The following is a 12048-nucleotide window of genomic DNA, read 5'->3' as shown; positions in this document are numbered from 1 at the left end:
CACCGAATAACCCAGGTTCGAGTCCTTGCTCGGTCGTTGCCGGACCACGGGCAGCGCACGTCGAGCGAGGCGCCCGCAACAGAAATCGTCCAGAGCAGGACTCGTCCACAAACGACAGACGCATGCCTGGCGTGAACAGGCAGCTCAGGCCATCAGGGTGACCGATGACCGCAATGCGTTGTTGAGCGGTGCGTGCGATCCACCGTGAGATCGCGCTGCAGTTGAACGCTTTGTCGCAAGTCCAGTACGGGACGACACTCGGGGCGAGTGGAGCACAGCAGTGCTGCAGTCCAGCTCGCCCCGAGTGACTCGCCGGCCATGAGACCCGCGCCTTCGTCCTACCTCACGGGGCTTTCGTGGTCATCGGGTCCGCTCGGAGCTGCTGTCGGCATCCGATGCGGAGATGTTCATGCGCGAGTTGCGGTATCCGTAGGCGGCGTAGATGACCAGACCGATCAGGAACCACACGCCGAAGCGCAGCCACGTGCTGGGACTCAGGCTCGCGATGAGCGTCACCGAGAACACCACGCCAATGGCCGGGACGAAGGGCATACCCGGGCACTTGAACCCGCGTGCCAGGTTCGGCTTGCGGTAGCGCAGCACGATCACCGCGATACACACGACCACAAAGGCCAGCAGAATCCCGATGTTGGTCAGCTCGGCCGCCTCATTGATCGGCAGGAAGCCCGCGAAACCTGCCGCCGCGATGCCGATAAGCCACGTGAACCGGGAGGGGACCTTGTGCACCGGGTGGGTCTTCGAGAACCACCGGGGCAGTAGCCCATCGCGGCTCATGGCGAACCCGACGCGGGTGACCCCCAACATGAAGGTGAACAACACCGTGAGCACACCGAGGATCGCGCCGACCGCGAGCACGGCACCGACCAGCGGGAGACCGACATCGGCGAAGGCCGTGGAGAACGCGCTCTCCTTGTCGATCTCCGAGTACGGGATCATACCGGTCAGCACCAGGCACACGAGGATGTAGAGCACCATCGCGATGGCCAGGGAGTAGATGATCGCCTTCGGCATGTGCTTCTGGGAGTCGGTGGACTCCTCGGCCGCAGTGCTCATGGCGTCGTAGCCGAAGACCGCGAAAAACACCGTTCCGGCACCGGCGACGACGCCGCTGACCCCGAACGGAAAGAACGGATCGTAGTTGCCGGCCTCAATGTGAAACGCCCCGACGACGACGACAAGCAGCACGATGGCGATCTTGAGGTAGACCAGCATCGTCCCGAAGCGCGCGGCGCTCTTCATGCCCTGATTGAGCATGAAAGCCATGAACAGGCAGAGTGCCACCGCGAACAGGTTGACCTTGTAGCTGCCCGCGGGGACGCCGGCCGGCTCGGTTCCCGGAGCGCCCACCATCCACAGGGGAAGGTCGATGTGGAGGAACCCGAGCAGGTCGTTGAAGTAGCCGGAGATGCTGATGGCGACCACCCCGACGATCGCCGTGTACTCCAGCAACAGGTCCCAGCCGATCAGCCAGCCGACGACCTCGCCGAACACCACGTAGCCGTAGGTGTAGGCCGACCCCGCCTTGGGAATCATCCCGGCGAACTCCGCGTACGAGAACGCGGCCGCCGCGCTGGCGATACCCGCGATCAGAAACGAGAGCAGCACTGCGGGGCCGGCCTTCTCGTTGGCCACAACGCCTGCGAGGGAGAAGACCCCTGCGCCGATGATGCCGCCGAGGCCGATCGCAGTGAGCTGCCACAGTCCGAGGGACCGCTGCAGGCCACCACCCTCTCCTTCCGCGATGTCCTCGATGGGCTTGCGGCGGAATACTCCGCGTCCACCCCTCAGTTCCGGTGGCTTCGTCAATGTCAAGGACTTCTCCTGGGAATCATTTCTGGTTGGGACGCGGCTGCCGGGCCGCGTCTCGTGGGCGTTTCGCGGTGCGCAGGACGTCCGGACTCGCGTGAGCTACCGCACAGCACGGAAACGTACGTCCCCCATTTGCCGAGAAGGTTGTCGTATCGAACGAAATGCGCTGGCTTTGATCGTTGTTCTGAACAAAGCAGTCGCTCAGACCCGACAAAGCAGTCGGTCAAGACTCGAGTCAGCGGCCGGTGCTTCGTCTTGACTGAGTCGTCTCTCTACTTCAGGGTGTAATACCTCACCTCTTACACCTGACCAAGAGGCCTGTGTTGAGTGATCACCGCGGTGGCGCCACGGATGAGGCCTGAGGAGACCTGAGATGTTGCGAACGACGCTGCTGCGTGCGGCGATGAGTCCCGGACTGGAACGTGGGGTCACCCGCAGTCGGGTTGGACGATCCGTCGCGGGGCAGTTCATTGCGGGCACCGAACGCCACGAGGTTATGGCGGTGACACAGGGGCTCGTCGCGGAGATCTCGCTCAAGCTGCCGCAGGCTCGCGGAACGCCAGGCGAACCTGGTGATGCTGACCCGCTCACTGCTGTCCACCCATCGAGGTGGCGATCGTGAGCAATGAGAACCCGGCTGATCGCTCGATCGCCCCGCCGACGAGACGCGACTTGCTCGTCATCGGAGATGACGAAGACCTCGGTCTGGCGGTCGCAGAACACGCCGAACAGTGGGGAAACGTCGTCGAACGCCTTCATCGGCCGGAGGACGAAGCACTACGCCAGCGGCTGCGGGATTCTGCGGACGGCGTGGCGGTGGTGTCCCGTGACGACATCGTGGCTTTGCGCTACGCCTTGCTCGTCGAACATCTCGCCCCCGGGGTCCGGTTGGTCGTCACCATCTTCGACCGGACGGTGGCCGACCAACTCGAAAATTCCGTGCCTAATTGCACCGTGTTGAGCATGACCAACGCCATCGTTCCTGCGCTGCTCGGCAGCTGCGTCTCGCCGGACTTGGCCAGCCTGCACCGTGCGGGTCACGAGCTGGTGGCAGTGCAACACACCGACGACGGTGTCCGAGTGCGTCGGCAGCCACAGCAGTCGGCGCCCTGGAAGGCCCTGTGGACCATGGTGTTCGGTCAGTTGCGTCCCGTGGAGAACTCATCGCAGGCGCTACTCACCGGGTTCGTCGGGCTGCTACTCATCACCGCCCTGGACAGTGTGCTGGGCCGGTTCGTCCTGCACGAGCGATGGCCGGACGCGGTGTGGCACGCTGCGCGCACGCTGACCACAGTGGGTTCGGCCCCGGCTGCCGAACACGCCCCCACCTGGTACAAGCTCGTGTCCGCGATCTCCATGCTCGCCGTGCTCGCGTTCGCGGCGATGTTCACCGCGGGCTTGGTCGATCGGATCACCTCCCGCAGGCTCACCGGCATCATCGGTACTCGAGCGGTACCTCGTCGCGATCACGTTGTCGTGGTCGGACTCGGGCAAGTGGGCTTGCGGCTGTGCTGCGAATTGCAAGCCTTGGGAATCTCGGTCGTCGCCGTCGAGCGCGACCGCAATGCCCCATGCTTGGCGCTCGCACGCGAGTTGGGCATCCCGGTCGTGCTCGGACGCGGCGGAGACCGGTTCCTGCTGCAGCGCTTGTCCCTGTCGAAGGCACGAGCGCTGGCAGCCGTCTCGTCGGACGGCTTGGAAAACATCGCCGTCGCCGTCGCCGCCCGAGCCGTCGCGCCCCAACAGCGAATCGTTCTGCGGGCGGGTGGCGACGAGGTCACCGCCGAGTCCCGCTCGCTGTTCCGCATCGGTGCGGTCTGCGACCTCACCCGCATTGCAGGTCCGTTCATCGCAGCACGACTGCTCGGCATTGAGCCCCTGAGCGTGTTCACCGCTGAGCACCGCACCTGCGCCCTGTTCCCCTATGACGTCATAGTTGATCTGGCGCAGTGGTCCGTGCGCACTCCGAGCACGCTCGGCTCCGGGCAGGAGCACCAACAGGCTGACCCGCTGTCCACCGACGTCGTGGACACCTCCGACGATCACCCGCCCGAGGCGCACTCCGCAGCGCCTCGAGAAAGGACGTGACCAGATGGCACAGCAAACACCCACGAATGAACAACCGTCATCGAACTCACCGCAGCACCTGAGCATTTTACCGGGTCCCGAGAACGTCATTTCGATTCAGGACGGACCGATCCCACCAGCACAGGACCTCGAGCTCTACGAAACAGACGAAACCCACATAGTGCGCGGCTACAACTAGCCCCTACACGACCTCATCCTCCGGCGGGGGAAGCGACGGGCAGCCCAGGCTGCGCAAAAGGTCAGGCATTTTCGAGACGCCTGGAACCCGAGTGGTCAGGAATCCCCGCACGAGTCTGTGCTAGCACCAGGTCGGCAGCGGGAAGCAGCATTGATGTGCGGAGGAGCGGAATCGCACGGTGGCAGCACGGCGCGGCCTTGCCCACGACACCGTCGAACCTGGCACTGAGCAACGGAGCCTTCGTTCTGAAGAACACGCAGGCAGCCCTTCGGCGAGTTGGGAAGATGGGACTACCTGGGTTCTGCACGATCGCTGCGCTCTCACGACGCGGAGGAAACCCGGTCAACCGTGACCGGACGTATTGGGCGATCGACTCGCCGGGGCACTACCTGCCGGCATTCCGCAGGAAACCTGCCTACTCAGGCCTCCGGGTGGTCGGCTCCTAGTACCCGACGGGTGTAGACGATGTGTTCACGCATCAGCGCCTCGGTGCGCGGCACGTCTCCGCTCATCACTGCCTCGAGTAGGTCGCGGTGCTGATCGGCCGAGTGGCGCAGGCCCCCGCCATGCGCGAGACCTTCCGTACCGAACAGGCGGGTCTGATCACGAAGCTGTCCGACGGTGTGGAGCAACCGGCGGTTGCCGGCCCGTTCGATGAGCCCGAGGTGAAACGCGCGGTCAAGCTCCAGGAAGGAGTGTGCGTCCCCGGCATCCGCGCTGCGTTGCATGTCGCCCACGCGTTCGCTGAAGTACTCATGGTCCGCGGTCGGAGGGTCGGCGGCGAGCTTTGCCAACGCCGATATCTCCAACATCTCCCGGAGTTCGTAGACCTCGTCCATGTCCTGCTCGGTGAGCTCCACGACCCGATAGCCGCGATTGCGAACCGGAGTGAGCATGCCCTCGTTGACCAGCTCGAGCATCGCTTCGCGCACGGGCGTGACCGAAACACCCAGCTCAGCGGCCATAACCTGGGCTGAATAGATCTGACCAGGGCTGATGCGGCCAGTAACCAGGGAAGTCCGGATTCGCCGGTAGGCCTGCTGACGCAAACTGCTCACGCTGAGCTGCCCATCAGAGACGGCCTCAGTCATCGATACCCGCCTCCTTTCAGTTGCCGTGCACGGAAGAGGTCATTGTCGCATATAAGGTTTAAGGTTTCACAAAGCCAGGAAGCGCCACCACTGCGACTCGCCTGGGGTCACGTGACCCTCGAGATCACAGAAACCGACGTGCTCGATCTAGCCCCACCACCCCTGACCAGGACCTGGTCGCCCGCAGGATGCGGTTCGCCGTGGACAACGTCGACACGCCCCAACGGCGACGGCCACCTCTCCCCCGCCGGAAACGTCGCCCCGCCCTACGGCCCGATCCTGCTCGTCCATGCCCTGCGGAAGCCCCGCCAGAAAGAGCTACTCATCAACGACCGCGGTTTGCAAGTCCTCGATCCCCACGCACTGCCGCCACACCGACGACGCCGCCAAAATCGGTCACCGATCTCCCATTTCGCGGTCGCGCGTGCACACCGTCAGCATTCGATGACGTTGACGGCGAGGCCACCTCGGGCGGTTTCCTTGTACTTGTCCTTCATGTCCTTACCGGTCTCGCGCATCGTGGTGATGACCTTGTCCAGAGACACGAAGTGCTTACCGTCGCCGCGCAGCGCCATCCGTGCCGCGGTGATCGCCTTGACCGCGGCCACCGCGTTGCGTTCGATGCACGGGATCTGCACCAGACCACCGATGGGATCGCAGGTGAGCCCGAGATTGTGCTCGGTGGCGATCTCGGCGGCGTTCTCGACCTGATGCGGGTCGCCACCGAGCACTTCGGTGAGCCCCGCCGCAGCCATGGCGCAGGCCGAGCCGACCTCGCCCTGACATCCCACCTCGGCGCCGGAGATCGAGGCGTTCTCCTTGAACAGCACTCCGACCGCACCGGCTGTCAGCAGGAACCGCACGATCCCGTCGGAGTCCGCACCGGGCACGAAGTTCCAGTAGTAGTGCAGCACGGCGGGGACGATGCCCGCCGCCCCGTTGGTCGGCGCCGTCACTACTCTGCCACCGGCAGCGTTCTCCTCGTTGACCGCGAGCGCGTAGAGGGTGACCCATTCCATCGGTTCGTCGGTCTCGGAAAGCTTGGCCCGAAGCTCGGCTGCGCGGCGGCGCACCTGCAACCCGCCAGGCAACGAGCCCGTGTTGGCACTACCGTTGTCCACGCATTCGCGCATGACCTGCCAGATGCGCAGCAGTTCGGTACGGACCGCCTCGCCGTCCCGCCAAGCGCGTTCATTGGCCAACATGATGCCGCTGATCGGCACATCCGCGAACGCCGCATGCTCCAGCAGTGCGACACCGGTGGTGAACGGGTAAGCCACCTCCGTCTCGTCCGGCTTGACGCGATCGCTCCCCGCCGCATCGTCATCCACGACGAAGCCGCCACCAACCGAGTAGTAGACGGCCGCGAGCAGTTCGCCGTTTGCGCTGTCGTAAGCGGTGAAACGCATCCCGTTGGGATGTACCGGCAACGACTCGCGCCGGTACATCACCAGGTCCTCTTCGACGGTGAAATCGATCGATCGCTCCCCGCCCAGGACCAATCGGTTGGTTTCTCGGATCTCGGTGACCCGGTCGGACACCTCGGCCGGATCCACCAACTCCGGGCGGTGCCCCTCCAGGCCCAGGAGCACCGCCTTGTCACTTCCGTGCCCGTGCCCGGTCGCGCCGAGGGACCCGAACAATTCGGCATTCACCCGCTGCACCCCGGACAAAACGCCATCGCGCCGCAGGAGGTCGACGAACATGACCGCCGCCCGCATCGGGCCTACGGTGTGCGAACTCGATGGTCCGATCCCCACCGAGAACAGATCGAAAACGCTGACCGTCACGGCACGCCCCCTGCCACCTCGTACTCGACGACGGCGTCCACGAGCCATTCGGCGACGTAGCGGGCGTACGACGAGCGCACGATCAACCAAAAGGTCGGCGGCGCCACGTCGCGGCACACCAGGATGACGCCCGCGCGGGCCAGCATGGTCTGCACGCACCGACCCGCTTCGAAGCTGCGGGGGTGCAGGTCGAGCGCACACCCCTTATTCAGCACCTCGCGGGTCTTCGGTCCCGAGACGCTGAGGACCGTCCGGTTCGCCGAGACGTCCACCACGGCCCCGTGCTCTCCGGACAGCGCCTCGTTCACCCTGTCCTGGATGCTGTCCTGGCTTCCCTCTGGTCCCACGATCAGCCACTCGTCCGGGCCCATCCACAACACGCTCAGTTCAGCGGCGACCGCGACCTCACCGGGTTGGTTGGGCAGCGTCGCCCCGAGCGCGGTACCGATTCGCTCCGCGGCAGAGCTCTTGGGATCCACCCGCACATTTACCTGCGCGAGGAACGGCACTTCGGCGAGGTCGATGCATCCCGGGACCGAGTGCCGGGCAAGCACCTCGGTGTAACCGGCGAGCGGGGATTCGGCGTACATCTCAGCCATCGCGGCGCGCTCCTTCCTTGTCGTAAAAGACGGGTTCGGTGATGGTGACCGCGACGATGCGGTCGCCCACGGGGCTGTAGATCGTCTCGCCTAGACGGTTGCGGCCGTTCTTGACCACGGCCAGCGCGAATCCCCGGCCCAGCGCGGCGCTGCGGTAGCTGGACGTGACATGCCCGAGCATCGGCACGGGGGGCTCACCGAGGTGCGCGGTGTCCACGAGTTGTGCTCCTTCGGGCAGTACCAGGTTCGTGTCCTCCGGCAACAGTCCGACGAGGTGCTTGCGGTCTTCGCGTGCGGTGTCGGCCCGGGTGAAGGAGCGCTTGCCGAGGAAGTCGTCCTTCTTCTTCGACACCGCCCAGCTCATGCCTAGATCGTGCGGGGTGATCGTGCCGTCGGTGTCCTGGCCGACGATCGGAAAGCCCTTTTCCGCGCGCAGAACGTGCATCGTCTCGGTCCCGTACGGGGTGATGCCGAACCGCGAACCGGCGTCGACCAGCGCTTCCCACACCTCGCGCCCGTGCCACCAGGGAATGTTGATCTCGAAAGCCAGCTCACCGGAAAAGCTGATCCGGCACACTCGCGCCCGCCGTCCAGCCACCATACCGCTGCGCCACGACATGAACGGAAAACTGTCGTTGTCCAACTCGATGTCGGCGGCGACCCGGGACAACACCTCCCGGGAACGGGGGCCGACCAGAGCGATCGTCGACCACTGCTCGGTTACCGACGTGAGGTGGACACGAAGATGTGGCCATTCGGTTTGCAGCCAGTCCTCCAGCCACTCCAACACGCCCGCGGCATTGCCGGAGGTGGTCGTGGCCAGGTATCGCTGCTCGTCGGTGCGCATCACCGTGCCGTCGTCGAAGACCATTCCGTCGGCGGTGCACATCACGCCGTAGCGGATCCGGCCGACTTTGAGCGTGCTCATCTTGTTGGTGTAGACGAGGTCGAGGAACTCGGCCGCGTCCGGTCCTTGAACGTCGATCTTGCCGAGCGTGGAGACGTCCTGGATCCCGACTGCTTCTCGTGCCGCGCGGCATTCGCGCAGCACGGCGGATTCCATGTCCTCGCCGCTCCGGGGGTAGTACCAGGGCCGCTTCCACTGGCCGACGTTCTCGAACGGTGCACCTGCGTCGACGTGCCAATCGTGCATGGCTGTCACGCGGACCGGATCGTAGAGCGCTCCCCGGTCGCGACCGGCCAGCGCGGCGAAGGTCACGGGGGCGTAAGGCGCCCGAAATGTCGTCGTGCCCAGTTCGGCGACCTCACACCCCAGCATTGTGGCGATGACTCCGCTGGCCAGGGTTCCCGACGTCTTACCTTGATCGTGTGCGGTGCCGATCGTGGTGTAACGCTTCACGTGCTCCACATTGGACAATCCTGCGGCAGTGGCTTTGCGTATGTCGGCAACCGAGGAATCCCGTGCCAGATCGACGAATTGACTGCTCTCCGCGCTCGTACCTTCCGGGTGCGGCACCCGCCACAGGCTCCGCCCTGTTGGCACGGGGGTGCGTTCGGCAGCAGGAAGGCGGGCAGCAACGGGTTTCAGGCCGAGCTTCCGAACCGCCTCCGCACCCGCGGACGCGCCGCTGGACAAGCATTGTTCGGTGGTGTAGAGACCCGTCGCCGCGCCGACCGAGCGGACCGCCTGCGTGGCAGTGGTGGGCACGAATGCGCCCAGCGCGTCGTCGAAGGCGACAGCGCCGCGCGACTGGCTGTGCAAATGCACGGCAGGGTTCCAACCGCCCGAAACGAGCAGCAGGTCACACGCCACCTGTTCCGGCTCCCCGACCGCTTCGCCGTCGTGCTGGAGTTCGGCGATGAGGGCCCCGCTCACTCGCTCTTGTCCCGTGGTGCCCACCACCGCGTGCCCGACATGCAAACGGATGCCGCGCTCGGCGCAGTGCGAAGCCCAGTGCGTCGGTGCGGGCGTCCGCACATCGACGATGGCGGCGATGTCCACTCCCGCGTCAGCAAGATCGAACGCCGCGGCATAGGCGCTGTCGTGGGCGGTGAAAACGACAGCCCGGTTGCCGGGCCGAACGGCGTACCGGTTGAGGTAGGTCCGTGCCGCTCCCGCGAGCATCGTGCCGGGCCGATCGTTGTCGGCGAACACCATCGGCCGCTCGTGCGCGCCGGTGGCCAGCACGACCTCGCGAGCCCGGATACGCCAGACCCGCTGCCGTGAGACGGTGGGCGACGCCTGGTCACCGCGGTGTTCCACGGCCACGAGGTAGTTGTCCTCGTAGTAACCGAACACGGTCGTGCGCGGCAGCAGGCTGACCTCGGGGTAGGAGTCCAGCTTCGCGGTCGCGCGTTGTACCCACTCGGCGGCCGGGGTGTGGTTGAGAGATTCGCTGCTGCCCAAGAGGCTGCCACCGAACTCGGTATCGGCGTCGGCGACGATGACGCGTGCACCGCTGGCCGCTGCGCTCAACGCCGCAGCCAGCCCTGCCGGCCCCGCACCGATGACGAGTACGTCGCAGTGCGCGTGCATCGTGTCGTAACGCGCGGGATCGTCCTCGGTGGCCAGTCGACCCTGGCCTGGAAGGCTGCTGACCTCGAGGCCCTCCCGCAGCTCGGTCGTGGTCGCCGTGAGCATCGGTTCCGGGAACGGAGCCTCCACCTGCACCAGGGCGTTGGACTCCTCGATGCCGGATGCCATGATGCCGCGCGGGCGGCCGAGCTTGATGCTCGTGCCGACTTGGTGCGTCCCGTTCGCAAGCAACGCGGATGCGAGGGTGTCGCCGCGGAATCCGTCGAAATCGTGTCCGTTGAACCGGAACCGAACCGACTGTTCACGATCGATGCGACCACCGGTCGGCATTCTGCTCGTACTGGTCATGAAGCCACCTCCTGCGGCTCACCGATCTGCTGGCCGGACTCGATGTGGTTGCTGACGGTGTCGCGCCGCACGGTGAACCACCGTCGGCAGCCGGACGCGTGCGACCAGCGCTCGACGAACAGACCCTTCGGGTTGTCCCGGAAGAACAGGAATTGGGCCCACTCCTCGTCGGAGGTGGCGTTCGGGTCCTTCGGGTAGCGAACGTCGGCCTGACCTCCATAGTGGAATTCGTCAACGTCGCGCGGGCCACACCACGGGCACGGAATCAGCATCATGTCGCAACTTCTCCTCGATGCGTTCGGACATCTCAGGGGTTCAGTGGGCAACGCCGGCAGCGCCGTGTTCATCGACCAGGGCACCGGTCGTGAAGCGTTCGAGGCTGAAAGGCGCGTTGAGCGGATGCGGTTCGTCGTGGGCGATGGTGTGGGCGTAGCACCAGCCCACACCGGGGGTGGCTTTGAATCCCCCGGTTCCCCATCCGCAGTTGATGTAGAGGTTGTCGAAGGGGGTCAGTCCCATGATCGCCGAGGCGTCAGGTGTCACGTCGACGACGCCGCCCCAGGTCCGCAAAACGTGGGCTCGGGCGAACATCGGGAACAACTCGACTGCCGCGGTCATTTCACGTTCGATGGTGCGGAACGCCCCGCGCTGACCGTAGGAGTTGTAGGCGTCGATACCGGCCCCGAGAACCAGTTCACCCTTGTGCGCCTGACTCACGTAGACGTGCACCGAATTGGACATGACCACGGTCGGGTGCACCGGTTCCAACAGTTCCGAGACCAACGCCTGCAACGGGTGGCTCTGGAGAGGCAGCCGTAGACCGAGGGTGTCGGCCAGTACCGACGTGTGGCCGGCGGCGGCCATGGCGACCTTCCCTGCGCGGATCGGCCCCCGGTTGGTCTCGACCCCGACCACCCGATCACCGACGCGTTCGAAACCGGTCACCTCGCAACCCTGGATCAGGTCGACGCCCATCCGGTCGAGAGCCCGGGCGAAACCCCAGGCGACGTGGTCGTGCTTGGCGATGCCCGCCCGCGGCTGCCATGTCGCCCCCAAAACGGGGTACCGCAGCTCCTCCGAGGTGTTCAGGATCGGGCAGATCTCCTTGACCTGTCCCGAATCCAGGAACTCGGCGTCGATACCGTTGAGCTTGTTGGCGTTGACGCGGCGAACGCTGTCGCGGACTTCCTGCAACGAGTGCGCCAGATTCAGGACGCCGCGCTGGCTGAACAACAGCGGGTAGTCGAGCGCTTCCTCCAGCCCTTCCCAGAGCTTCAGCGCGTGCTCGTACAGGCCGGCGCTTTCATCCCACAGGTAGTTCGACCGGATGATCGTCGTGTTTCGGGCCATGTTCCCGCCCGCCAACCACCCACGCTCCAACACCGCCACATTGGTGATGCCGTGATTGACCGCCAGGTAGTACGCCGTGGCCAGACCATGCCCACCACCTCCCACGATCACCACGTCGTAGGACGGCTTCGGGTCCGGCGACCGCCACAGCCAATCGGGGTGTTCCGGCAACTCAGCGCCCGGAGTACGCGGTGCCATCAAAGCCCTCCGTTCAGGTTGGGGTAGAGGGGGTTGGCGGTGGCCAGTGCCTCGACGCGGGTGCGCAGTTTCTTGCTGG

Annotated in this window: 8 protein-coding genes; 1 reads left to right on the top strand and 7 read right to left on the bottom strand. The window is 65.4% G+C overall.

Going from position 1 to position 12048, the window contains the following annotated elements; all coding sequences use genetic code 11:
• Positions 1–360 precede the first annotated feature (360 nt).
• Positions 361–1833, bottom strand: coding sequence for an amino acid permease (locus ACYVAN_RS11790; RefSeq protein WP_460958749.1), 1473 nt, complete (start codon positions 1831–1833; stop codon positions 361–363).
• Positions 1834–2448: 615 nt separating this feature from the next.
• Between ACYVAN_RS11790 and ACYVAN_RS11785 the strand changes: the two genes are divergently transcribed.
• Positions 2449–3918, top strand: a complete 1470-nt coding sequence (locus ACYVAN_RS11785; protein ID WP_460958747.1) for an NAD-binding protein — start codon at positions 2449–2451, stop codon at positions 3916–3918.
• 597 nt (positions 3919–4515) lie between these two features.
• Here ACYVAN_RS11785 and ACYVAN_RS11780 read toward each other — a convergent pair.
• From ACYVAN_RS11780 to ACYVAN_RS11755, 6 genes are all read right to left on the bottom strand, one after another.
• A complete protein-coding gene (locus tag ACYVAN_RS11780) occupies positions 4516–5187 on the bottom strand; it encodes a GntR family transcriptional regulator (RefSeq protein WP_460958745.1) in 672 nt (223 codons plus the stop codon).
• A gap of 434 nt (positions 5188–5621) precedes the next feature.
• Positions 5622–7025, bottom strand: a complete 1404-nt coding sequence (locus ACYVAN_RS11775) for an L-serine ammonia-lyase (protein WP_460958743.1) — start codon at positions 7023–7025, stop codon at positions 5622–5624.
• Entirely contained in the window at positions 6974–7576 is a 603-nt protein-coding gene (locus tag ACYVAN_RS11770; RefSeq protein ID WP_460958741.1) for a sarcosine oxidase subunit gamma, read from the bottom strand. The genes ACYVAN_RS11775 and ACYVAN_RS11770 overlap by 52 nt, the downstream gene beginning before the upstream one ends.
• Positions 7569–10421: a sarcosine oxidase subunit alpha family protein gene (locus tag ACYVAN_RS11765; protein ID WP_460958739.1), complete on the bottom strand. Its 2853-nt coding sequence runs from the start codon at positions 10419–10421 to the stop codon at positions 7569–7571. The genes ACYVAN_RS11770 and ACYVAN_RS11765 overlap by 8 nt, the downstream gene beginning before the upstream one ends.
• Positions 10418–10696 (bottom strand): sarcosine oxidase subunit delta, encoded by a 279-nt coding sequence (locus ACYVAN_RS11760; RefSeq protein ID WP_460958737.1) that lies wholly within the window; start codon positions 10694–10696, stop codon positions 10418–10420. The genes ACYVAN_RS11765 and ACYVAN_RS11760 overlap by 4 nt, the downstream gene beginning before the upstream one ends.
• Before the next feature lie 40 nt (positions 10697–10736).
• The gene (locus tag ACYVAN_RS11755; protein ID WP_460958735.1) at positions 10737–11969 is read right to left on the bottom strand and encodes a sarcosine oxidase subunit beta family protein; all 1233 of its coding nucleotides are present in this window, start codon (positions 11967–11969) and stop codon (positions 10737–10739) included.
• Between the last annotated feature and the right edge of the window lie 79 nt (positions 11970–12048).

The sequence above is a fragment of the Parasphingorhabdus pacifica genome, from assembly GCF_054779195.1.
Note: the sequence above shows the minus strand (reverse complement) of the source record. Positions and strands in the feature narration are given on the sequence as shown.